Origin of the sequence: Streptomyces sp. NPDC079020, assembly GCF_044542225.1 — a bacterium.
Classification (GTDB): Bacteria; Actinomycetota; Actinomycetes; order Streptomycetales; family Streptomycetaceae; genus Streptomyces.
On record NZ_JBITUB010000007.1, the window covers coordinates 354,344 to 377,771 of the forward strand.

The window sequence follows — 23,428 nt, forward strand, 5'->3', positions numbered from 1 at the left end:
AGGGTTCCGGACGGAGGGCAGGCAACAGGATGGGCACGCAGCACACCTACCGGGTGATCGTCCGGGGCACTTGGGAGGGGCTGACGGACAGCGCCCGTGCCCGGCTGCTGTCGGAGGTGGAAGCGCACGGTCTGACGGCGATGCGGTTCACCGAGGACGGCTCCCTGACGTACGACGCCGTGCTCAAGCACTTCAGCTTCCGCTATGTGGTGGTCTCCGACGCGGCGGACGGCGAGGAGATGGCGGGGGCCATCGCCGAGGACCGGGCGCAGACCGCGCTGAGGGAACAGGGCTACGGCCACGGCGAGCTGCGCTCCACGGTGACGGACATGGACACGATGAAGATCAATGACAAGGGGCGCCGGGGACCGGGGCGGGCATGACACCGTGGCCGGGGCGGGTATGACACCGGGGGCCGGGCGGGCATGACACCGGGCGGCACGTTCCCGCCGGGGATCTGATCGGGCCGTTCCCGCCGTTCGGCCTGCCATGGGCCTGCCCGGGGGGGTGCCCCGGCTCCGGGGACATCACGAGCCGGCGGGCGGCGGTGCGGGAGCTCCGGCGGAGAACGACGCCTCCCCCGCGGCCAGGATCAGGGTCGCGTCAAGGTTGCCGTGCCGGGCCCCCCGACCGTCGTCCACGGCCGATCCTGATCAGCAGCACCCGTCGCCGCGGCCACGCGGGAACGCCCCCACAACCGGCCGCGCGTGCGGCGCGAGGAGGCGCCTGCGGTGACGGAATCAGAAGTGGGACGGGGAAGACTCAAGGTCTTCCTCGGAGCGGCCCCCGGCGTCGGCAAGACCTACCGGATGCTCGACGAGGGACACCGCAGGGCGCGGCGGGGCACCGATGTCGTGGCGGCCCTCGTGGAATGCCACCGGCGCCCTCTCACCGAGGAGCGGCTCAACGGGCTGGAGGTCATCCCTCGCGCGGCGGGCGCGCACCGGAGCGGCGGGCGCGCCGAGTTGGACGGTGACGCTGTGCTGCGGAGGCGTCCTCAGGTGGCGCTCATCGACGAACTCGCCCATGCCAATCCGCCCGGCGGCCGGTACGCCAAGCGCTGGCAGGAGGTCGAGCAGCTTCTGAGCGCCGGCATCGACGTCGTCACCACGGTGAATATCCAGCACCTGGAGTCCCTCAGCGATGTCGTCGAGAGGATCACCGGTGTACCGCAGAGGGAGACCGTTCCCGACGACGTGGTGCGCCGCGCCGATCAGATCGAACTCGTCGACATGCCCGCCGAGGCGCTGCGCCGCCGGATGGCGCACGGGAACATCTACGAGGCGGAGAAGATCGACGCCGCGCTGTCCAACTACTTCCGGCCGGGGAACCTCACCGCGTTGCGGGAGCTGGCGCTGCTGTGGGTGGCCGGACGGGTAGACGAGGCGCTGCAGAAGTACCGCTCCGAACAGGGCATAGACCGCGTCTGGGAGACGCGCGAACGCGTCGTCGTGGCGCTCACCGGGGGTGCCGAGGGGGAGACCCTCATCCGCCGCGCGGCCCGGATCGCCGACCGCAGCGCGGGCGGTGACCTGCTGGCCGTGCACATCATCCGCAGCAACGGGCTGACCGGCGGTACGTCATCGGCTTCGCTGGCCCGCCAGCGGGCGCTGGTGGAGAGTCTCGGCGGCAGCTACCACTCCGTCGTGGGTGACGACGTGGCCGCCGCGCTCTCCGAGTTCGCGCGGGCCGAGAACGCCACGCAGCTCGTGGTCGGCACCAGCAGACGAAGACGCCTGGAGCGGTTTCTCACCGGTCGTGGTATCGGCGAAACGATCGTCGAACTGTCGCAGGACATCGACGTGCACATGGTGACCCATGAGCGCGTCGGCGGAGGCCGGCTGCTGCCTTCACGGCGGCGCACCCTGCCGACCGCACGACTCGTCGCAGGGCCGGTGTCGGGCCTTGTACTCCCGGTGGCTCTGACCTTCCTGCTGGACAACAGCAGGGGCAGCCTCAATCTGACGAGTGAGGCCCTGCTGTTCCTCGTGGTGGTGGTCGGGGTGGCCTGCGTCGGCGGGGTGGTGTCCGCACTCGTGGCATCGGTGACGGCGTCCTTGCTGCTCAACTACTGGTTCATACCGCCGATCGGTGAGTTCACGGTCTCCGGGCCGAACAACATCCTCGCGCTCCTGGTGTTCGCGGTCGTCGCGGCCACCGTGGCCGCGATCGTCGACCGGTCGCTGCGGCTGTCGCGCCGGGCGGCCCGGGCCACCGCCGAGGCGGAGACGCTGTCCTCGCTGGCGGGATCCATCGTCCGCGGGGACCAGGCGGTGCCGGTCCTGCTCGAACGCACGCGGGAAACCTTCGCGATGGCCTCCGTGGAGCTGCTCGACCGGCCGGCGGCGGACGGCGGCGCCGTCAACCTGCCGGTCGGCCCGGACGCTCATCTGGTCCTGCGGGGCCGCACCCTTCCCGCGTCCGAACTGCGTGTCCTGACGGCCTTCACCGCGCATGTGGCCGCGGCCCTTGAGCGCGCGCGTCTCGTCGAGGCCGCCGCCGAGGTCGAGCCCGTGCGGGCGGCCGACCGCATGCGTACGGCGCTGCTCGCCGCCGTCAGCCACGATCTGCGCACCCCGCTGGCGGCCGGCTGGGCCGCCATCAGTTCCCTGCGCAGCACCGAGGTCGAATTCAGCGAGGAGGACCGGTCCGAACTGCTGTCGACGGCCGAGGAGTCCATGGCCCGGCTGAACCGGCTCGTCGACAACCTGCTCGACATGAGCCGGCTCCAGGCGGGGGCCCTCACCCTCGACCTGCGGCCCACCACTCTCGACGAGGTGCTTCCGGCGGCGCTGGACTCGCTGCCCTGCGACCCGGCCGGTGTGACGGTCCGTATCCCCAACGGAGTGCCGCCCGTCGTGGCGGACCCGCCCCTGCTGGAACGCATCATCGCCAATGTCGTCGGAAACGCCGTCCGGTACAGCCCGGCCGGCCGGCCGGTCGTGATCACCGCGAGCGCCCTGGCCGACCGGGTCGAGTTCCGCTTCATCGACCGCGGCCCCGGCCTGGCGGCCGCCGAGCGTGACCGGGCTTTCGTACCCTTCCAGCGGCTGGGCGACACCGACAACACGACCGGGGTCGGGCTCGGTCTCGCTCTCGCCCGGGGCCTGGCCGAGGCCATGGGCGGCACCCTGACGCCGGAGGACACCCCTGGTGGTGGCCTGACCATGGCACTGTCGCTGCCCGCCGCCGTGCAGGAGTTCCTGTGAAGCACGGGTTCGTGGCCGCCGGTGGATTCCGGGCTCGCAGGGCCTGGTGGCTGACACCTCGAAGGGGAACGAGGCGCGTGGTCAGCCGATCCCCGGTATCCCGGAAACCGCCAGGTCGATCAGTTTGATGCCGACGAAGGGAAGGACCAGCCCGCCCAGACCGTAGAGCGCGAGGTTGCGACGCAGCAGATCGTGAGCGGAGGCCGGGACGTAGCGCACGCCGCGCAGCGCGAGCGGGATGAGCGCCACGATGATCAGTGCGTTGAAGATGATCGCCGACGCGATGGCGGAGGTCGGGCTGTGCAGGCCCATGATGTTCAGCGCGTCGAGACCGGGATAGGTACCGGCGAACATCGCGGGAATGATCGCGAAGTATTTCGCCACGTCGTTCGTGATGGAGAACGTCGTCAACGCGCCCCGGGTTATGAGGAGTTGCTTGCCGATCTCGACGATCTCGATCAGCTTGGTCGGGTTGGAGTCGAGATCGACCATGTTCCCGGCCTCCTTGGCGGCCGAGGTCCCGGTGTTCATCGCGACACCGACGTCCGCCTGTGCCAGTGCCGGGGCGTCGTTGGTCCCGTCCCCGGTCATCGCGACGAGCTTCCCGCCCTCCTGTTCCCGCTTGATCAGCGCGAGCTTGTCCTCGGGGGTGGCCTCGGCGAGGAAGTCGTCGACCCCGGCCTCCCGGGCGATGGCCCTGGCGGTCAGCGGGTTGTCACCCGTGATCATGACGGTGCGGATACCCATGCGGCGCAGCTGGGCGAAACGCTCGCCGATGCCTTCCTTGACGACGTCCTTGAGATGGATCAGGCCGAGGATCCGCGGCCCGTTCCCGTCGTGCACCGCGACCGCGAGAGGGGTTCCTCCGGAGGCGGCGATGGACTCGGTGTACCGGAGCGCCTCGTCGGGGACATGCCCTCCGTAGGAGCGCACCCAGCCGATCACCTGCGTCACGGCGCCTTTACGGATGTGGGTCGCGGCCCCGTTGTCCCAGCGCAGGTCGACCCCGCTCATCCTGGTCCTGGCAGTGAAGCCGATGAACCTGGCCCTGCTCAGGTCCACCCCGGTGGGCTCACGCAGCGCGTGGCGCTCCTTCGCGAGTACGACAACGGAGCGGCCCTCGGGTGTCTCGTCGGCCAGCGAGGCGAACCGGGAGGCGTCGGCGAGATGGGTCTCCTCCACACCGGGCATCGGCACGAAACCCACGGCCTCCCGGTTGCCCAGGGTGATCGTGCCGGTCTTGTCGAGCAGCAGGGTGTCGACATCCCCCGCCGCCTCCACGGCACGGCCCGACATGGCGAGCACATTGCGCTGGACGAGCCGGTCCATGCCGGCGATCCCGATCGCGGAGAGCAGAGCCCCGATGGTGGTCGGAATGAGGGTGACGAGGAGGGCGACCAGGACCGTCGTGGACTGGGCCGCGTTCGCGTACGAAGCCATCGGCTGCACCGAGACCACCACCAGCACGAACACCAGCGTCAGGGCGGCCAGCAGGATGTTGAGCGCGATCTCATTCGGCGTCTTCTGCCGGGAGGCGCCCTCCACCAGGGCGATCATCCGGTCCAGGAACGAGTGACCGGGGCGCGAGGTGACCCGGACGACGATGCGGTCGGAGAGCACCGTCGTACCCCCGGTGACACCGCTGCGGTCCCCGCCCGACTCCCGGATGACGGGAGCCGATTCGCCCGTCACCGCCGATTCGTCGACGGCCGCGACGCCGTCGACCACATCGCCGTCCGCCGGGATCATCTCCCCGGCCCCGACCACGACGAAGTCGAAGAGCCCGAGCTCGGTCGCGGCCACCGTCTCGGTCTCCGCGCACCCCAGATCCATGCCGACGTGCCATCCCCGCAGTCGCAGCGCGACCGTGTCGGTGCGCGCCCTGCGCAGGGACTCGGCCTGCGCCCTGCCCCGTCCCTCGGCAACGGCCTCCGCGAGGTTGGCGAAGATCACTGTCAGCCAGAGCCAGCAGCTGACCACCCAGGTGAAGACGGAAGGGTGGACAAGGGCCGAGACCGTGGTCAGCGCCGATCCGATGGCCACGACGAAGAGCACGGGGTTACGGGCCAGGTCCCGCGGATGCAGCTTGCGCAGAGCCTCGGGGAACGACGTCAGGAGTTGCATGGGGTCGAAAGGACCGCCCGGCTGAGTGGCCCGGCCGGATGAGCGCGCCTTCGGGGAAGGCGATTCCTCTGACGAGGGCGGGCTCTGGTGAGGTGCGGCGGGATGCATCGCGGAAGACCTTCTGAGGGGACCTGATCGGTCGATGGGGAGAGAGCCGCTGGTCCCTGCCGGTATGCCGGTTTCCGATACCGGCAGGGACGTGCGCGAACGCAGAGCGGGGTACGCCGCCGCGTTCCACCGCCGACGACGCCGGGGGCGGGGAGGGAAGGATCCCGGCCCCCGGCGATGTCGTCGGCGTTCGCCACCTTGAGCGGCGTACGAAATCTAGGCGACCGTCGGGCACCCGCCCGGATGCGGCCACGAGTATTGACACCCCTCTGACAACCCGGACAGCCCAGGAGCAGCGTTTTTCCGCAGACGGGTGCGGCGGCGTAAGGGTCCCGTCAAAGACGCGCCAACGACCGTAAGGGACCTGCCAACAGAGAGCACAAACGCTCGTTTCGGGTCTTTACTCAAGTTGTCCGAGTGTCCGAATCTCATCTAGGAGCTCACGATGGCCGATGTGGCCTTCGTCGTCACCATGATCGCGGTGTTCGCGTTGGTGGCTCTGGTCGCGCGGGGGGTGGCGAAGCTGTGACTGCCGAGAATGTTGTCGGTCTGGTCGTGGCCGTTGCCCTGCTGGGCTATCTCGTCCTCGCCCTTCTTTACCCGGAGAGGTTCTGAGCCCGAAATGAGCCCCGTCCTTGCTGGTGTGCTCCAGTTGCTCGCGCTCGTCGTGGCGCTGGGTCTGGCGTACCGTCCGCTCGGTGACCACATGGCCCGTGTGTATTCCTCTCCGAAGCATCTGCGGGTGGAGAAGTGGGTATACAAGGCGATCGGTGCCGATCCCACTACCGAAATGCGTTGGCCCGCGTATCTGCGCGGAGTTCTGGCGTTCTCGGCTGTGAGTGTTCTCTTCCTGTATCTGTTGCAGCGGGTGCAGGGGGTGTTGCCCGGTTCGCTGGGTTTCTCGTCGATCGATCCGGATCAGGCGTTCAATACGGCGGCGTCGTTCGTCGCGAATACCAACTGGCAGTCGTACTACGGCGAGCAGGCCATGGGCCACGTCGTGCAGACCGGTGGTCTGGCGGTGCAGAACTTCGTGTCGGCGGCGGTCGGTATGGCCGTCGCGGTGGCGCTCGTGCGGGGCTTCGCCCGTGCCCGGACGGGTGAGCTGGGCAATTTCTGGTCCGATCTGGTGCGGGGTGTCGTGCGCATCCTGGTCCCGATCGCGGTGGTGGGTGCTCTGGTGCTGGTCGCCTGCGGTGCGATCCAGAACTTCTCCGGCATTCACGAGGTCGGTCAGTTCATGGGCGGGTCGCAGGAGTGGAACGGCGGGGCGGTGGCTTCGCAGGAGGTCATCAAGGAGCTGGGGACGAACGGGGGCGGTTACTTCAACGCGAACTCGGCGCACCCGTTCGAGAACCCCAGCCCGGTGTCCAATCTTTTCGAGATCTTCCTGATCCTGGTGATCCCGTTCGCGTTGACGCGGACGTTCGGCAGGATGGTCGGGAGTGTGAAGCAGGGGTACGCGATCCTTGCCGCGATGGGTGTCATCTGGCTGGGTTTCAGCGGCCTGATGATGTGGACGGAGTTCGCCCACAACGGGCCGGCGTTCGATATCGCCGGCGGGGCGATGGAGGGCAAGGAGAACCGGTTCGGTATCGGCGGCTCCTCGCTCTTCGCGGTCGCGACGACGCTGACGTCGACGGGTGCGGTGAACTCGTTCCATTCCTCGTACACGGGGTTCGGCGGCGGGATCACGATGCTGGGCATGCAGCTGGGTGAGATCGCGCCCGGTGGTGTGGGTTCCGGGCTCTACGGCATGCTGATCATGGCGGTCATCGCGGTGTTCATCGCGGGTCTGATGGTCGGCCGTACGCCGGAGTACCTGGGCAAGAAGATCGGCACGCGTCAGATCAAGCTGGCGGCCTGTTACATCCTGATCACTCCGGCGCTGGTGCTGTGCTTCACGGCGGTGGCGATGGCTCTGCCGACACCGGGCAATTCGATGACGAACTCGGGGGCGCACGGTTTCTCGGAGATCCTGTACGCCTATACCTCGGGTGCGAACAACAACGGTTCGGCGTTCGCCGGGCTGAACGCGGACACGCAGTGGTTCAACAGCACGATCGGGATCGCGATGCTGCTGGGCCGGTTCCTGCCGATGGTGTTCGTCCTGGCGCTGGCCGGGTCGCTGGCCGAGCAGAAACCCGTCCCGGCGACCGTGGGGACGCTCGGGACGCAGAAGCCGATGTTCAGCGGTCTGCTGGTCGGCACGATCCTGATCATCACCGGACTGACCTACTTCCCGGCCCTGGCGCTGGGTCCGCTCGCCGAGGGGCTGGCGTCATGAACACTCGTCTGAACCAAGAGGACGCGATGTCCACCGTTACTCCCTCCAGGGCACCGCACCAGGACGCACCCACCGGGCACCGGTCCGAAGGGCGTGTCGGCGGGGGTCTGTTCGACCCGGGGCAGTTGCTCAGGTCGTTCCCCGACGCGGTGCGGAAGCTGGATCCCCGGGTGATGGTGAAGTCCCCGGTGATGTTCGTGGTGCTGATCGGCTCGGTGCTGACGACCGTGCTCGCGGTGCTGGACCCGACGGACTGGTTCGGCTGGGCGATCACCGTGTGGCTGTGGCTCACCACCGTCTTCGCGAATCTGGCCGAGGCGGTCGCGGAGGGGCGTGGGAAGGCGCAGGCCGACACGCTGCGCAGGGCGAAGACCGACACGGTCGCCCGGCGGGTCATCGGTAAGAACGAGGAGCGGGTCCCGGGGACCGAGCTGCGTATCGGTGATCTGGTGGTGTGCGAGGCCGGTGACATCATTCCCGGTGACGGGGACGTCGTCGAGGGTGTCGCGAGTGTCGACGAGTCCGCGATCACGGGCGAGTCGGCCCCCGTCATCCGGGAGTCCGGCGGCGACCGCAGCGCGGTGACCGGCGGCACGAAGGTCCTCTCCGACCGGATCGTCGTGAAGATCACCACCAAACCCGGTGAGACGTTCATCGACCGGATGATCGCCCTGGTCGAGGGCGCGGCCCGGCAGAAGACGCCCAACGAGATCGCTCTCAACATCCTGCTGGCCTCGCTCACCATCGTGTTCCTGCTGGCCGTGGTGACACTCCAGCCGTTCGCGATCTACGCGGGCAGCGAGCAGTCGATGATCGTGCTGGCCGCGCTGCTGGTCTGCCTCATCCCGACCACGATCGGTGCGCTGCTCTCCGCGATCGGGATCGCGGGCATGGACCGTCTGGTCCAGCGCAATGTCCTCGCGATGTCCGGGCGGGCGGTCGAGGCGGCCGGCGATGTGTCGACCCTCCTCCTCGACAAGACCGGCACGATCACCCTGGGCAACCGGCAGGCCGCCGAGTTCGTCCCGGTCAAGGGGGTCACGGAGGCCGAACTCGCCGACGCCGCCCAGCTCTCCTCGCTGGCCGACGAAACCCCCGAGGGCCGCTCCGTCGTCGTCCTCGCCAAGGAGAAGTACGGGCTCCGCGAACGCCACCAGGGCGAACTCGCCCACGCCGAATGGGTGGTGTTCACCGCCCAGACCCGGATGTCCGGGGTCGACCTCACCGAGGACGGCACCGCGCGCAGGACCCGTAAAGGGGCATCGGGATCGGTGCTCGCCTGGGTCCGTGACCAGGGCGGCACGGTCTCCGAGGACGCCGGCCGGCTGGCCGACACCATCTCCGAAGCAGGCGGGACACCACTTCTGGTGGCCGTCCACGACGACCGGGGTGCCCGGGTCCTGGGTGTCATCCACCTGAAGGACGTCGTCAAGGAGGGGATGAGGGAGCGGTTCGACGAGCTGCGGCGGATGGGCATCAGGACGGTCATGATCACGGGTGACAACCCGCTGACCGCGAAGGCGATCGCCCAGGAGGCGGGGGTCGACGACTTCCTCGCCGAGGCCACCCCCGAGGACAAGATGGCCCTCATCAAGCGGGAACAGGCCGGCGGGAAACTCGTCGCGATGACCGGCGACGGGACGAACGACGCCCCCGCCCTCGCCCAGGCCGACGTCGGCGTCGCGATGAACACCGGGACCTCGGCCGCGAAGGAGGCCGGGAACATGGTGGACCTCGACTCCAACCCCACCAAACTCATCGAGATCGTCGAGATCGGGAAACAGCTCCTGATCACCCGCGGCGCGCTCACCACGTTCTCCATCGCCAACGACGTCGCGAAGTACTTCGCGATCATCCCGGCCATGTTCGCCGTCGTCCACCCGGGCCTGGACAAGCTCAACATCATGGACCTCTCCTCCCCGAGGTCCGCGATCCTGTCCGCCGTGATCTTCAACGCCCTGATCATCATCGCGCTGGTCCCGCTCGCCCTGAAGGGCGTCAGCTACCGGCCCTCCAGCGCCGACAGCATGCTCCGCCGCAACCTCGGGATCTACGGACTCGGCGGACTGATCGCCCCGTTCATCGGCATCAAGATCATCGACCTGCTCCTCTCCCTCATCCCCGGAATCGGCTGAACCGCCATGAACAACTCCGCAGGAAACACGACCCGGCTCCTCGGGGCCGCACTGCGCGCCCTCCTCGTCCTCACCCTGGTCTGCGGCGTCCTCTACCCCCTCGCCGTCACCGGCGCCGCCCAGGCCCTCCTCCCCGGCAAGGCCAACGGCTCCGAGATCACCGCGGACGGCAAGGTCGTCGGCTCCTCCCTCATCGGCCAGCGCTACGACCTCCCCCTCAAGGACGGACAGGAGACCCCCGCACCCGACCTCGACTGGTTCCAGCCCCGCCCCTCCAACGGCCTGGGCACCAACAGCGTCAACACCCAGTACGAACTGATCCTCTCCGGCGCCACCAACCGCTCCGGCGACAACAAGGAACTCATCGACTGGGTCACCGCCGCCAAGGCCGCCGTCGTCAAGGACAACTCCGTCCCCGGACACACGATCGACCCCGACGACGTGCCGGCCGACGCCGTCACCTCCTCCGGCTCCGGCCTCGACCCCGACATCTCACCCGCCTACGCCGAACTCCAGACCCGCCGCGTCGCCCAGAACAACCACCTCGACGTCAGCCAGGTCCAGAAACTCGTCAAGGAACACACCGACGGCCGCGTCCTCGGATTCATGGGCGAACCCCGCGTCAACGTCCTCCAACTCAACATCGCACTCAAGAAGCTCGTCGAGCAGTGATCGGCTTACCGGAACGGGCGGGAGCCGAGACGGTGAGCGCAGTCGGCGGATTCCCGGCTCCCGCCCTCGTTCCCGGTGACCACGGCTCGCGCACGACAGAAAGGCGGCACGCCGTGACTCGGGTACTGGTGGTGGAGGACGAGCCGCAGCTCGTCCGTGCGATCGCGATCAATCTGCACGCCCGCCAATACGAAGTGGACGCCGCGCCCAACGGGAACACGGCACTCCGGCTGGCCGCGGCGCACCCCCCTGACGCCGTGCTGCTGGACCTCGGGCTCCCGGACATGGACGGCATCGAGGTGATGCGTGCGCTGCGGCGGTGGTCCCGGGCGCCGATCCTGGTGGTCTCCGCGCGGAGCGCTTCCGACGAGAAGGTCAGAGCACTCGACGCGGGTGCCGACGACTACATCACCAAACCGTTCAGCATGGACGAACTCCTCGCCCGGTTGCGGGTCGCGACCCGGCGGCGTACGGGCTCCGCCTCCCCTGCGGGCGGCGAGAGGACCGTCGTCACCGAGGGGTTCGTCCTCGACCTGGTCACGAAGGAGGCCAGACGCGACGGGCACACCGTCCGGCTGACGCCGACCGAATGGCAGTTGCTGGAGATCCTGATCCGCAACAACGGCCGGCTCGTCAGCCAGCGACAGCTGCTGGACGAGGTGTGGGGGCCCACCTATCGGACGCACAGCAACTACCTCCGCGTCTACATGGCCCAGTTGAGGCGGAAACTCGAACCCGACCCCGCGCACCCGCGTCACTTCATCACCGCCCCGGGCATGGGATACCGCTTCGTGCAGTGAGAAGCCGGAACACATCCCTGGAGACTCTCCTGCCCATCCAGTCGACTTCAGAGAACGGAACCTGTCGGAACCATGGGACGCGGGAAGCTCCGGATCTACCTCGGCGCGGCGCCGGGGGTAGGCAAGACGTACTCGATGCTGTCCGAGGCACATCGACGGGTCGAGCGGGGCACCGACTGCGTGGTGGCGTTCGTGGAGCACCACGACCGGCCGCGCACGGAGGTGATGCTGCACGGTCTGGAGCAGGTCCGGCGCAGCGAGATCGAGTACCGCTCGGCGGTCTTCACCGAGATGGACGTCGACGCCGTGCTGGAGCGGGCCCCGGCGGTCGCCCTGGTGGACGAGCTGGCCCACACGAACGTTCCCGGTTCGCGCAACGCGAAGCGGTGGCAGGACGTGGAGGAACTGCTGCGGGCCGGGATCGACGTGATATCGACGGTGAACATCCAACACCTGGAGTCGCTGGGCGATGTGGTCGAGTCGATCACGGGTGTACGGCAGCGGGAGACCGTGCCGGACGAGGTCGTCCGCCGGGCCGACCAGATCGAGCTTGTCGACATGTCGCCACAGGCCCTCCGGCGGCGGATGGCCCACGGCAACATCTACAAACCGGACAAGCTCGACGCGGCCCTGTCCAACTACTTCCGCCCCGGCAACCTCACCGCCCTGCGCGAGCTGGCCCTGCTCTGGGTCGCCGACCGGGTCGACGAATACCTCCAGCAGTACCGCGGCGAACACAACATCCGCACCACCTGGCAGGCCCGCGAACGCATCGTCGTCGGGCTGACGGGCGGCCCCGAAGGGGCGACGCTGATCCGCCGGGCCGCACGGCTGGCCGAGAAGGGGGCGGGCGGCGAGGTGCTCGCGGTGTACATCACCAGGAGCGACGGACTGTCCTCCGCCTCTCCCCGGGACCTGGCCGTCCAGCGCACGCTGGTCGAGAACGTGGGCGGTACGTTCCACCACGTCATCGGCGACGATGTGCCGCAGTCCCTGCTGGAGTTCGCACGCGGGGTGAACGCGAGCCAGATCATTCTCGGCTCCAGCCGCCGCAGGGCCTGGCAGTACGTCTTCGGGCCGGGTGTCGGCGCCACGGTCGCCAGGGACTCCGGACCCGACCTGGACGTCCATATCGTCACGCACGAGGAGGTCGCCCGCGGGCGGAGGCTGCCCGTGCCCCGGCATGCCCGCCTGAGTACGGCGCGGAGCGTCTGGGGCTGGGTGGTCGGTCTGGCCGGCCCGGCCCTGCTGGTCGCGCTGCTCACCCACATCGACGCGGATCTCGGGCTCGCCAACGACATGCTGCTGTTCCTGGCGCTGACGGTGGCCGCCGCGCTGGTGGGCGGGCTGCTTCCGGCGCTCGGCTCCGCCGCCCTCGGGTCCCTCCTTCTGAACTACTACTTCACCCCACCGTTGCACCGGCTGACCATCGCCGATCCGAGGAACATCCTCGCCATCGCCATCTTCGTGAGTGTGGCGGTCTCGGTTGCCTCGGTGGTGGATCTGGCGGCCCGCCGTACCCACCAGGCGGCCCGGCTGCGCGCCGAATCGGAGATCCTCTCCTTCCTCGCGGGCAGCGTCCTGCGCGGAGAGACCACCCTGGACGCCCTCCTGGACCGGGTCCGCGAGACCTTCGCCATGGAATCCGTCGCCCTGCTGGAGCGGCAGAGCGAGGTGCAGCCGTGGAGCTGTACGGGGAGCGTCGGGCCGGCGCCCGTCGCCCGCCCCGAGGACGCGGACGTGGACATGCCCGTCGGCAGTCACATGGCGCTGGCCCTCTCGGGGCGGGTCCTGCCGGCCGAGGACCGCCGGGTGCTCGCCGCGTTCGCCGCCCAGGCCGCCGTCGTACTCGACCGCCAACGCCTGCGGGGCGAGGCCGAGCAAGCACGTGAGCACGCGGAGGGCGACAGAATCCGCACGGCCCTCCTGGCCGCGGTCAGCCACGATCTGCGGACTCCGCTGGCGACCATCAAGGTGTCCGCCACATCCCTGCGCTCCGCCGACGTGGAGTGGTCCGACGAGGACCGCAGCGAGCTGCTGGCCGGAATCGAGGAGGGCGCCGACCGCCTCGACCATCTGATCGGCAACCTTCTGGACATGTCCCGGCTGGACACCGGGACGGTTCGGCCGCTGATCCGTGCGACGGACCTCGACGAGGTCGTTCCCATGGCGCTCGGCGGCGTTCCGGAGGAGAGCGTCCGGCTGGACATCCCCGAGGAGCTGCCCCTGGTGGCCGTGGACCCGGGGCTGCTGGAGCGCGCCGTCGCCAACGTCGTCGAGAACGCGGTGAAGTACGGCCCACGGGGCGAAGCGGTACTGGTGGCCGTCAGTGCCATGGCCGACCGCGTCGAAGTCCGGGTCATCGACCGCGGGCCGGGCGTACCGGACGAGGACAAGGAGCGGATCTTCGCCCCCTTCCAGCGCTACGGCGACACACCGCGCGGCGCCGGAGTCGGCCTCGGCCTCGCGGTGGCCCGCGGTTTCGTGGAGGCGATGGGGGGAACGCTCGCCGCCGAGGACACCCCGGGAGGGGGTTTCACCATGGTGTTCACCCTGTGCGCCGCGGGGGGTGGTCCCCCGGTCAGACCCGATCTCCCGGCGACCGTGACGTCATGACACATCCCCCTTGCCTGGCCTCGGACGCACCGGGCCGGTCAGCTCCCGGGTATCCAGCGGCAGCCGCCAGACGATGCTGCGTCGCACCACCCCGAGCTCCTTCTCCAGCGGCGAGGGCGGAACGGCCAGCACCGGACACGACGCGTGTGCGAGGCAGTAACGTGCCACGGACGGGCTGAGCACGCGGTGCACCCATCGGCGCGATCCTGTGCCGACGACCAGGAGGTCGTCCTCCCGGCCGCCGGTCTCCACCAGTACCCGTCCCGGCGAACCACGCACGACCAGGCGCCGCAGCGGGACATCGGGGCCACCGCTGCCGAAAGCGGCATCGAGCGCCGTGCACAGCCGCTCTCCCGCCGAACTGCGGCACTCGGCCGGCTGCGGCGGACAGGGCAGGCTGCGGTGACCGAGTTCCCCGCCGGGCGGCTCCCAGGCGAGCACGGCCCACAACTCGCCCTCGATCCGCCGGGCTTCGGCCGCGGCCCGGTGCAGCGGGGCGAGGCTTCCCTGCGAGCGGCTCACCCCGACCACCACACGACGGCAGACGGTTTCGTCCATGGGCCATCACTCCCGAGTCGGTTCCTGTCCCCCCATCGAAGCGCCGATGTGCCCGCCGTTCACGGCTTGTTGCCGCGTCCCTGACGGAGGAGCCGGAGACTGATACGGGCTCCTGACGGACACCATCGACGCCGGCCCGGCCCGCCCCCGCCGGTCAGGCGCAGCAGGCGCAGCCGGGTCGGCAGCCGCGCGCGTCCGCCCCGCTGTCGGCCACCGCCGTGTCAGTGGGGCGAGCGGGGGGTGCGCAGCAGCCCTTGCCCCGCCAGGCGTCGCGGCCTTCCTTCACGGCGACGACGGCGATGACCAGGGCGGCGACGGGATCGGCCCAGGACCAGCCGAGGGTGGCGTTGAGGACCAGGCCGACCAGCAGCACCGCGGAGAGATAGGTGCACAGGAGGGTCTGCTTGGAGTCGGCGACCGCGCTGGCGGAGCCCAGTTCGCGGCCCGCCCGGCGCTGGGCGGCGGACAGGAACGGCATGATCGCCAGGGACAGGGCGGCGATGACGATTCCGGGGATCGAACGGTCGGCCTCCGCGGTACCGGTCAGGGCACGCACCGCGTCCGCCCCCACGTACACGGCGAGCGCGAAGAAGGAGACGGCGATGATCCGCAGCGTGGTCTGCTCCCGCGCTTCGCGCACCGTGTGGTCACGGGCGGAGAACTGCCAGGCGACAGCTGCGGCGGAGGAGACCTCGATGACCGAGTCCAGGCCGAAGCCGACCAGCGCCGTGGAGGAGGCGAGCGTCCCGGCGGTGATCGCGACGATCGCCTCGATGACGTTGTAGGTGAGGGTCGCCGCGACCAGCAGCCGTATCCGGCGGGCGAGGGCATCGCGGCGGGCCGGCGACGGCTCCAGGGATATCGCGGTCACCTCAGCAGCAGCCCTTCGTCTCCGCGTCCGGGCAGGTCCTGCCGGTCTCCACGGCGATCACGACGTGGCGCAGGTCGTCCAGGGCCTGGCCGAGGCGTTCGTCGGCCAGTTCGTAGCGGGTGCGCCGCCCTTCGGGCACGGCGACGACCAGGCCGCAGTCGCGCAGGCAGGCCAGGTGGTTCGACAGCCGGGTGCGGGAGATGCCCAGGGCGTCGGCAAGGTCCGAGGGGTGGGCCGGGGCCTCGCGCAGCGCGAGCAGCAGTCGGCAGCGAATCGGGTCGGCGAGCGCGCGGCCGAAGCGGGCCAGCACCTCGATGTCGGGGGCAGCGGTGAGCACTCCACGAAAGTACACGCAAACCTGAATTCATGAAACCATGGACTATTGATGCGGCGGTCGGCGCCGGTGGCCACCCCCGCGCCGGGCTTCGTCAGCCTCCGGCGTACGGCCCGGCCTTCCAGCGCCCCGGAAGGTCCGGCGTTGCAGAGCGAGGACTGGATGAGCCGGGAGGACGAGCAGCATGCGGATCACGGTACTGACGGTTCCGGGGTGCCCGAACGCCCCGCTGGCCCTGTCGCGGGTCACCGCCGCGCTGGCGGGCCGGAAGGCGGAGGTGGAGCTGGTCGAGGTCCACGACGAGGCGCAGGCCGCCGAACGCGGGATGAACGGCTCGCCGACGGTCCTGCTGGACGGCGTGGACCCGTTCGCGCCGGCCGGAGCGGTGCCCAGCGTGTCCTGCCGCCTGTACCGGGAGGGGGACGGCGCCGTGGCGGGAGCCCCGGGCGTGGCGGCACTCCGCGCGGCCCTCGACGGCGGCACCGGCCAGGAGGCTGCCGCGCCCCGGTGACCGCCGCACGGCGACGGAGGCCGGCGGATGACCGCCGTCCCGCTCCCGGTCACCGACGGGCCGGCCATCACCCGGAAGCACTGAACGCGGATTCCCGGGGGCCGCGCCCGTCAGGACCTGTGGGACAGCCCTCACACCTTCCGCAGGATCAGGTGCCCCCGCCGGAATCGCTCGCTCTCCAGCGGCTGCCTCAGCATGCGGCCCACCTCCTGGAATCCGGCGGCCGCCGCCACTTCCGCGAGGTGGCCGACCGGCCACCGGTACGCGGTGGTGACCTTGTGGTCGAACGGCACCAGGGGCCCCTCCTCCGATTCGAAGAATGCAAGAAGAAGGTGTCCCCCGGGCGCCAATACCCGATGGAATTCCGCAAAATACTTGGGGATTTCCACCGGCGGGGCATGGATGATCGAATACCACGCGACAATTCCACCGAGAGTTTCGTCAGCATTGTCCAGTGTGGTCATCGAACCGACGGAGAACTGCAGGTCCGGATAAATCCTGCGCGCATGCCCGACCAGCTCGGGAGAAGCATCGACGCCGAACACCTTGAGGCCGAGTCCGTGCAGGTAGGACGAAACATAGCCGGGTCCGCACCCCAGGTCGCCCACCGGGCCGGTGCCGTCCCGAAGGACGAGATCCGCAAATGCCGAGACAATGGATCGATCCAGCGGAAGCGAAGCGAGACCGTCCCCGACAAGGGTGACATATTCAGCAGCAATGGTGTCGTAGGCCTGGGCGGTGGTGCTCACGTGAGATTCATAGGTGCTGTCCACATCGGCATCGTAGCGCAGCAGCTCCACGCCCATCCGGGGTTTCCCGAACAGTCCGTGACGTCCACAGAGCGCACTAGCGAACAGTGAATTCTGGGCATATGGAACATGCCGATCGACACCCGGCCGAACAGCACTTCGCCCCCGTCGGCCGGCACCTCACCGGGCCGTGATCGCCCACCGCTCGTGGTCGCGCCAGGCCCCGTCGACGAAGAGGAAGTCCGGTGAGAGCCCCTCCAGCCGGAACCCGGCCCGCCGGACCAGTGCGATCGAAGGCGCGTTGCCTGGCTGGATGTTGGCTTCCAGGCGGTGCAGTCCGAGCGGCCCGAAGGCGTGGGCGAGGACGAGGCCGAGCGCCTCGGACATCAGTCCGCGGCCGGCCGCGTGGGCGAAGGCGCCGTATCCCAGGGCGCCGCAGCAGAATCCGCCGAGCACGATGTTGTTGATGTTGATGAACCCGGCGATGGCGCCGCCCGCCGCGGGTTCGCAGACGAGGAAGCCCTCCCTGGACGGGTCGTCGGCGAGATGGCCGGTGTAGACGGCGTACGTGCCGGGGTGCTCCGGCGGGAACAGCCACGGGTGGTGGTGCGCTCGGCTCTCCCGGGCGCGGGCCGTGAACTCCTCGGCGTCCGCCGCCGTGAAGCGCCGCAACGCCGTTCTCGGCCCCCGGGCCAGGTACGCGGCGGCCGGGCGGAGGTCGGTCGTCTCGGGCATCCGGCCAGCGTACGACGGGGTGCCCGGCCGGTCCACACGCCGGCGCCGGTCACCGCCGCCCGGTGCACCGCCGGGTCCCGCGCCGCCCGCCCGTGTGCCGCCACGCGGCATGCCGCCGCGCCTCATGCCGTTGCGCCTCATGCCGCTGCCCCGCCTGCCGTTGTCCCGTGCACCGTCACGCCTCCCGTGCACCGTGTGCGGTCACATGCCCCGCGGGCGGTCACTTGTCCCGCCTACGGATCGCATAGCCGCCGCAGACCAGCCCGGCCACGAACACGCCGAGCAGCGCGAGCCAGAGCGGCATCGAGACCTCGGGGACGATCAGCCGGATGGTGACGTCCTCGGTGTTCACACAGATGAAGACGACCGCGAGCACGGCCACGACCGCCACCGTGACGCGCCCCGGCGTGACCAGTCCCGTACCGCCCTTGCCGCCGCTCGATACGTCCCTGGGGCTCATGGTCCGGCCCTTTCGCTGGCTCCTCGTGTCCGGCCCGGCGCCGCACCGCCCTACGACAGCCGCCCCCGGATCCAAGGATGTCTCCATCCTCGCTCCGGGGGCGGTCGCTGCGCGTCCGTTCGGGTGACGCGGAGCCGGTCAGCCGGCGGGGACCACCGGGAGTTCCAGCACTCCCGTGTCCTCGGGCGCGCTGACGACGGTGACGGGCTTGATGCCGCGGTTGCCGAAGTACGCGGTGTCGCTCGCCGCGATCACGAATTCGAGCCGGTGCCCCGCCTCGTACCGGTGGACGATGCCCGGGAGCTCCACGGTGAAGGGCAGCGTGACGTCCGGCACCCGGACCGGCGAGACCAGCCGGTTGACCAGCTCCCTGCTGCCGTCGGGGGCCACGTCGTACACCTTGGCGAACAGCACGAGCCTGTCGGCCGCGTCACCGCTGTTCTGGACGCGTTCCGTCTTCGGCGAGACGACCTTCAGGGTGGCCTTCGGGGCACCGACGACATCGAGGGGCGCGGTCAGGGGGGCGCTGGTCCAGCCGAGGTAGGTGCCCTTGGTGTCGTACGGCTCCGGGTCGGGCAGGCCGATGATACCGGCGAGCGAGTTCTCCGAATGGCTGGTCGGCACCGGCCAGTTGGTGTACTGGCGACTGCCGCGGATCACCTTGGACGAGTTGTCCACGAGTTTGCCGTCGCCGGAGAGATACATCTTCCGCGACAGCGACGGCACACCGGCCGCGGTGCCGTAACCGCTCTGCCAGTCGCGGTAGTAGGCGAAGTCGGGGCCGGTGTCGGTGTCCGCCTTCTTCTGGAGGTAGCGGTCGAACCAGGCGAGGACGCGCTGTCCCACGTAGCTCGTCTCCAGGTTCCCCTGGCCCAGGTCGAGTTCGCCGGGAACCTGGCCGCCGCTGTGGCCCCAGGCCTGCCAGATCATCTTCGCGGTGGTGCCCCGCGCCTTGAGCGTCCTGTACGTGGCCGTGGCCTCGTTCAGGTTGAAGAGGCTGTCGGCCTGGCCCTGGACCAGCAGGGTGGGCGCCTCGACCCGGCTCAGGTAGGAGACGGGTGAGACGCTGCGCGCGTAGGCGAGCATCGCGGCGGCCCTGTCGGCGGGGTAGCGGCCGGAGTTGAGCAGCCGGATGGTCTCGCAGGCGCGGGCGGCGAAGTGCAGACAGTCGAGACTGCCGAACCGGGAGGGATCGAGGCTCGGGTTGAGGACGGTCTGCCCCTCACCCATCAGATAGAACCCGTTGGTCCACTGCCACTTGAAGACACCGGGGGTGTCGGAGGAGACCCCGGCGGGCGCCCCGGTGTTGTTCGGCGCGAGGGCGTAGCCGAGGTCGTTCCAGGTGATCAGCGGGACGAGCGCGTCCACTCGGCGGTCGGCGGAGGCCGTGGCCAGCTGGATGGCACCCCCGTACGATCCGCCGATCATGCCGACGCGCGGGTCGCCCGTGCCGTCCCGGGTGATGTAGTCCGCCTCGGTGCCGTCGTCCGCCGCACGGGTTCCGGCGAGGAAGTCGATGAGCCCGCTCGCCGCGCGGCCGTCCACAGCGGGGTCGTCCAGGGTGATCAGGCAGCCGGACCTGCCGAAGCCGAGGCCCGAGTAGACGAGGCTCACATAGCCGCGCCCGGCGAACGCCTTGCCGATCACGTCCGTCGAGCCGTCGGACTTGCTGCCGCCGAAGCCGTTGGTGGCGAGCACGGCGGGGGCCGGGTGGGCGGCGTCGACCCCGGCGGGCCGGTAGAGGTCCGCGTCGACGGTGCAGGAGCGGCCGCCCGCCTGGACGGTGAACTTCAGCGGGGTGACGGTGTACGGGACGGCGTCGGCGTGTGCGGGCCCGGCGAGGGCGAGCGGTGCGGCGAGGGCCGCTCCCGCGACGGCGACGAGCGGCTTGCGGAATCCGGAGACAGCACCTGACACGTAGACCTCCACACCGAGGACACCTTACCGACCGGTACGTATTGGGCCGCGCTCATGGTGTGACAGGCGTCATAGCCGTGTCAACGCACAAGGCAACGTTTCTTGACGGATGTTCACCTTCCGCACACAGGACAGGACCACCGACGCGGAGAGCCGCGGGTGGACCGGCTTCGGGGAAGAAGCGGGGACCGTGACGGAGGCCGGAGCGGAGGCGGGACCGGAAGCAGGGGCGGCGGGAGCCGGGACCGGCGCCCGGTGCCGCGGCCGACGGCCCCTACCGGAGGCCGAAAGCTGGTACGGACTTCCCGCGCCGAGGGCTCAGACCAGGGCCGGAACCTCGGCCGTCAGTGTGCAACGGCCGCCGCCCGCCGGGGCGTTCAGCACCGCGGGGATGCCCAGCGGAATGGTCAGAGCCGTCGGGGAGTGACCGAAGCCCAGCTCCTCCACCACGGGTATGCCGAGGCCCCCGAGCCGGTCGGCGAGGACCGCCCGCACCCGGCCGTAGGGCCCGCAGTCCGCCCAGGAGCCGCACACCACACCGGAGATCCCGTCGAGCGCCCCGGCCCGGAGCAGCCGCGTGAGGATGCCGTCGAGCCGGTACGGATCCTCCGTGATGTCCTCGATGACCAGCAGCCCGCCCCGGGCCGACGTCCTGGCCCGCGGGGTGCCCAGATCGGCGGCGAGCATGCTGACACAGCCGCCGTGGAGGATGCCCCGGGCGCGGCCCGGCACCAGGGCGCCCGCCGTGTCCAGGCCCAGCGTGCGCACGGTCTCGGGCGCGAACAGCGTGGCGCGCAGATGTTCCTGGGTGGCCGCGTCCTTCAGGAAGACCTCGGTGGCGGCCATCGGGCCGTGCAGCGTCGCGAATCCCGCCCTCAGCGCGAACGCCTCATGGAGCACGGTGATGTCGCTGTAGCCGACGAACACCTTCGGCCCGGCCGCCCGGATCGCGGGCCAGTCCAGCAGATCGACCATACGGTGCGCCCCGTATCCCCCACGGGCGCACAGCACGGCGTCGACGGACGGATCGCACCAGGCGTTCTGGAGGTCGGCGGCACGGTGCTCGTCGGTTCCGGCGAGGTAGTCCAACTCCGGGTGGACGTCGAGAACATGGGGTGCGACCACCGGATCCAGGTCCCAGCCGCGCAGCAGGTCGAGGCCCACCTCCAGCCGGTCGGCGGGCACCGGACCGCTGGGGGCCACCACGGCGACGCGGGCTCCCGGCCGCAGCCGCGCGGGCCGGACGAGAGGCTGCAACCGGGCTCCGGGGCCGGCCGCGGCGGTGGAGACCGGCGGTCGCGGGGTCACTCCCTCAGCTCCAGCCGCGGTACGTCGGGACGGTCGATGCCGAACGTCTGGGCGTACAGGGAGAGTTCGGCCTCCAGTGCGCGGATCATGGTGTCCGCACGCCGGAAGCCATGGCTCTCCCCCTCGAACGCGAGGTACGCGTGCGCGATGCCGCGGCCCGCGACCGCCGCGAGGAAGCGCTCGCACTGGACGGGCGGGCAGATCACGTCGTCCAGCCCCTGGAGCAGCAGGAACGGTGTGGTGAGGCGGTCGGTGCGGTGCATCGGGGAACGCTCGCGGTAGCGCTCCGGCACGTCGGCGAACGGGCCGACGAGCGACTCCAGGTACCGCGACTCGAAGTCATGGGTCTCGTCGGTGGCCCAGCCCGCGAGGTCGAGGATCGGGTAGCTGATGGTCGCGCAGGCGTACAGGCTCGTGGCCGTCAGTGAGGCCGCCGCCGTCCAGCCCCCCGCGCTGCCGCCTCGGATCGCGAGCCGGGCCCGGTCGGCCTCGCCCCCGGCCGCCAGCGCCTCCGCGACCGCGGCGCAGTCCTCGACGTCGACGACGCCCCACTGCCCGCGCAGCCGCTCGCGGTAGCGGCGGCCGTAGCCGGTGGAGCCCCCGTAGTTGACCTCGGCGACCCCGATGCCGCGCGAGGTGAAGTAGGCGATCTCCAGATCGAGCACGGGCGGGGCGTGCCCGGTCGGGCCGCCGTGCGCCCAGATGACGTACGGCGGGAGTTCGCCGTCGGGGCCGGTGCGGACGGGGCTGTGCGGCGGGTAGACATGGGCGTGGATCTCGCGGCCGTCGGGGCCGGTGAACGTGCGCTCGCGCGGTTCGGGGTAGTACGCGGGATCGACCGCGTCGCGGTGGGGTGCGCCGATGGTCAGGGTGTGTCCGGTCGCGGTGTCCAGCTCCACCACCTCGGCCCCGCTGCGCGGGCTCGCGGCGACGCCGATGACCCTGCTGCCCCGTACGGCGAGCGTGTCGGCCCAGGCCGTCCAGGGTCCCGCCACGTCGGCGAGTTCCTCGGTCTCCGGGTCGAGCACGCCGAGCCGGGTGGTGCCCCGGCCGTGGATGACGGCGATCAGCCCGTTGTCCAGCGGCCGGAACCAGCGCAGCCCGATCTTCCACAGCGGCCCGCCGAACTCCTCGCCCCGGCCGGAGCAGAGCCGGCTGGCGGGGACCGCCCCGCCCGCCACGGCGTCGGGCCGGATGCGCTGGAGCTCCCACCAGTCGCCGAGGTCCGAGACGAACAGCAGCGTGCCGTCCCGGTCCCACTCGATCTGGCAGACCGACTCGTCGATGTCGCCGACGAGCGGGCGCACGCCGGTGAACGTGCCCTTCTCGGTGACCTCGGCCAGCATCACCGTCGTCCCGTCCCACGGCATCCGCGGGTGGTCCCAGGCGATCCAGGCGGCCCGTCGCCCGTCGTGCGACAGCCGCGGGCCGGTGACGAACCGGTGCCGGTCGTCGGAGAGTTCCCGTACGGCGGAGCGGTCGTCGGCGGCCGAGCCGTCCAGCGGAACGGCGGCGATGACCCGGCGCACATCGGTCGGCGCCTCGCCGGTGAACTCCTCCAGGACACACCAGACTTCACCCTGCTCGCCGTGTTCCAGGCGCAGCTCCGGGTCCACCCAGCGCAAGCCGCCGCCGGTGTCCGAGACGGGGGTGAGCGGCCGGGGTCCGTCCGGGCCGTCGGGGGCGTAGGCGTACAGCCGCTGGTCGGCGAAGTGGACGAAGACGACGAGCGGACCGCCCTCGGCGCGCAGGGTCCCGGCCCACGGCTGTCCGCCGTACTCGATGACCCGGCTGCGGACGTTCCAGGGCGCGGGCAGCACCGCCTCGGTGCCGCCGTCCGCGCGCCGGCGCACCAGGGCACGCCTGCCGCCCTCGGCCGGCCGCGGCTCGGTCCACCACACCTCCTCGCCGACGGTTCCGACGTACTCCGGGCGTCCGTCGTGCGAGGCGGCGAGTGCCGCGTCGATCGGCGACGGCCAGGTTCCGTACGCGCCTGTGGACACGTTCTGTTCTGTGGTCACGTTGGGCTGTCCC

Annotated in this window: 19 protein-coding genes; 9 read left to right on the forward strand and 10 right to left on the reverse strand. The window is 70.4% G+C overall.

Going from position 1 to position 23,428, the window contains the following annotated elements:
• Positions 1–29 precede the first annotated feature (29 nt).
• Complete coding sequence (locus ACIGJO_RS17630; protein ID WP_266925534.1) at positions 30–383, forward strand: DUF6204 family protein; 354 nt, start codon at positions 30–32, stop codon at positions 381–383.
• A 348-nt stretch (positions 384–731) separates the two neighbouring features.
• Positions 732–3,209, forward strand: a complete 2,478-nt coding sequence (locus ACIGJO_RS17635) for an ATP-binding protein (RefSeq protein ID WP_399958841.1) — start codon at positions 732–734, stop codon at positions 3,207–3,209.
• Between the two features lie 81 nt (positions 3,210–3,290).
• Here the strand turns inward: ACIGJO_RS17635 and kdpB (ACIGJO_RS17640) are convergent, their stop codons facing one another.
• Complete coding sequence (gene kdpB / locus ACIGJO_RS17640) at positions 3,291–5,441, reverse strand: potassium-transporting ATPase subunit KdpB (RefSeq protein WP_399958843.1); 2,151 nt, start codon at positions 5,439–5,441, stop codon at positions 3,291–3,293.
• 525 nt (positions 5,442–5,966) lie between these two features.
• Between kdpB (ACIGJO_RS17640) and kdpF the strand changes: the two genes are divergently transcribed.
• From kdpF to ACIGJO_RS17670, 6 genes are all read left to right on the forward strand, one after another.
• Positions 5,967–6,056, forward strand: coding sequence for a K(+)-transporting ATPase subunit F (gene kdpF / locus ACIGJO_RS17645; protein ID WP_037777601.1), 90 nt, complete (start codon positions 5,967–5,969; stop codon positions 6,054–6,056).
• A 7-nt stretch (positions 6,057–6,063) separates the two neighbouring features.
• The gene (kdpA, locus tag ACIGJO_RS17650) at positions 6,064–7,728 is read left to right on the forward strand and encodes a potassium-transporting ATPase subunit KdpA (protein ID WP_266924706.1); all 1,665 of its coding nucleotides are present in this window, start codon (positions 6,064–6,066) and stop codon (positions 7,726–7,728) included.
• A gap of 26 nt (positions 7,729–7,754) precedes the next feature.
• Positions 7,755–9,863: a potassium-transporting ATPase subunit KdpB gene (kdpB, locus tag ACIGJO_RS17655; protein WP_399959005.1), complete on the forward strand. Its 2,109-nt coding sequence runs from the start codon at positions 7,755–7,757 to the stop codon at positions 9,861–9,863.
• A gap of 6 nt (positions 9,864–9,869) precedes the next feature.
• Positions 9,870–10,535, forward strand: coding sequence for a potassium-transporting ATPase subunit C (locus ACIGJO_RS17660; RefSeq protein ID WP_399958846.1), 666 nt, complete (start codon positions 9,870–9,872; stop codon positions 10,533–10,535).
• A 113-nt stretch (positions 10,536–10,648) separates the two neighbouring features.
• Complete coding sequence (locus ACIGJO_RS17665; protein WP_266925527.1) at positions 10,649–11,335, forward strand: response regulator; 687 nt, start codon at positions 10,649–10,651, stop codon at positions 11,333–11,335.
• A gap of 72 nt (positions 11,336–11,407) precedes the next feature.
• A complete protein-coding gene (locus ACIGJO_RS17670) occupies positions 11,408–13,951 on the forward strand; it encodes an ATP-binding protein (RefSeq protein WP_399958849.1) in 2,544 nt (847 codons plus the stop codon).
• On the opposite strand, the gene ACIGJO_RS17675 is transcribed toward ACIGJO_RS17670, so the two are convergent.
• The 3 genes from ACIGJO_RS17675 to ACIGJO_RS17685 all read right to left on the reverse strand — a co-directional run bounded on the left by ACIGJO_RS17675 (position 13,946) and on the right by ACIGJO_RS17685 (position 15,717).
• Positions 13,946–14,509 carry a universal stress protein gene (locus ACIGJO_RS17675; RefSeq protein WP_266925524.1) on the reverse strand — a complete coding sequence of 188 codons (564 nt, stop codon included), beginning with the start codon at positions 14,507–14,509 and terminating at the stop codon, positions 13,946–13,948. The genes ACIGJO_RS17670 and ACIGJO_RS17675 overlap by 6 nt on opposite strands.
• A gap of 154 nt (positions 14,510–14,663) precedes the next feature.
• A complete protein-coding gene (locus ACIGJO_RS17680) occupies positions 14,664–15,380 on the reverse strand; it encodes a cation transporter (protein WP_399958851.1) in 717 nt (238 codons plus the stop codon).
• 1 nt (position 15,381) lies between these two features.
• Positions 15,382–15,717: a helix-turn-helix transcriptional regulator gene (locus tag ACIGJO_RS17685; protein WP_266925521.1), complete on the reverse strand. Its 336-nt coding sequence runs from the start codon at positions 15,715–15,717 to the stop codon at positions 15,382–15,384.
• Positions 15,718–15,898: 181 nt separating this feature from the next.
• On the opposite strand from ACIGJO_RS17685, the gene ACIGJO_RS17690 reads away from it, so the two are divergent.
• Positions 15,899–16,225: a thioredoxin family protein gene (locus ACIGJO_RS17690; RefSeq protein ID WP_399958853.1), complete on the forward strand. Its 327-nt coding sequence runs from the start codon at positions 15,899–15,901 to the stop codon at positions 16,223–16,225.
• Between the two features lie 131 nt (positions 16,226–16,356).
• On the opposite strand, the gene ACIGJO_RS17695 is transcribed toward ACIGJO_RS17690, so the two are convergent.
• The 6 genes from ACIGJO_RS17695 to ACIGJO_RS17720 all read right to left on the reverse strand — a co-directional run bounded on the left by ACIGJO_RS17695 (position 16,357) and on the right by ACIGJO_RS17720 (position 23,415).
• The gene (locus ACIGJO_RS17695) at positions 16,357–17,031 is read right to left on the reverse strand and encodes a methyltransferase domain-containing protein (RefSeq protein WP_399958855.1); all 675 of its coding nucleotides are present in this window, start codon (positions 17,029–17,031) and stop codon (positions 16,357–16,359) included.
• A gap of 123 nt (positions 17,032–17,154) precedes the next feature.
• A complete protein-coding gene (locus ACIGJO_RS17700) occupies positions 17,155–17,709 on the reverse strand; it encodes a GNAT family N-acetyltransferase (RefSeq protein WP_399958857.1) in 555 nt (184 codons plus the stop codon).
• Positions 17,710–17,929: 220 nt separating this feature from the next.
• Positions 17,930–18,169 carry a LapA family protein gene (locus ACIGJO_RS17705; RefSeq protein WP_399958859.1) on the reverse strand — a complete coding sequence of 80 codons (240 nt, stop codon included), beginning with the start codon at positions 18,167–18,169 and terminating at the stop codon, positions 17,930–17,932.
• A 138-nt stretch (positions 18,170–18,307) separates the two neighbouring features.
• Positions 18,308–20,098 carry a CocE/NonD family hydrolase gene (locus ACIGJO_RS17710; protein WP_399958861.1) on the reverse strand — a complete coding sequence of 597 codons (1,791 nt, stop codon included), beginning with the start codon at positions 20,096–20,098 and terminating at the stop codon, positions 18,308–18,310.
• Positions 20,099–20,404: 306 nt separating this feature from the next.
• Positions 20,405–21,394, reverse strand: coding sequence for an LD-carboxypeptidase (locus ACIGJO_RS17715; RefSeq protein ID WP_399958863.1), 990 nt, complete (start codon positions 21,392–21,394; stop codon positions 20,405–20,407).
• A complete protein-coding gene (locus ACIGJO_RS17720) occupies positions 21,391–23,415 on the reverse strand; it encodes a S9 family peptidase (RefSeq protein WP_399958865.1) in 2,025 nt (674 codons plus the stop codon). Before ACIGJO_RS17720 ends, ACIGJO_RS17715 begins: the two co-directional genes overlap by 4 nt.
• Positions 23,416–23,428: the final 13 nt, after the last annotated feature.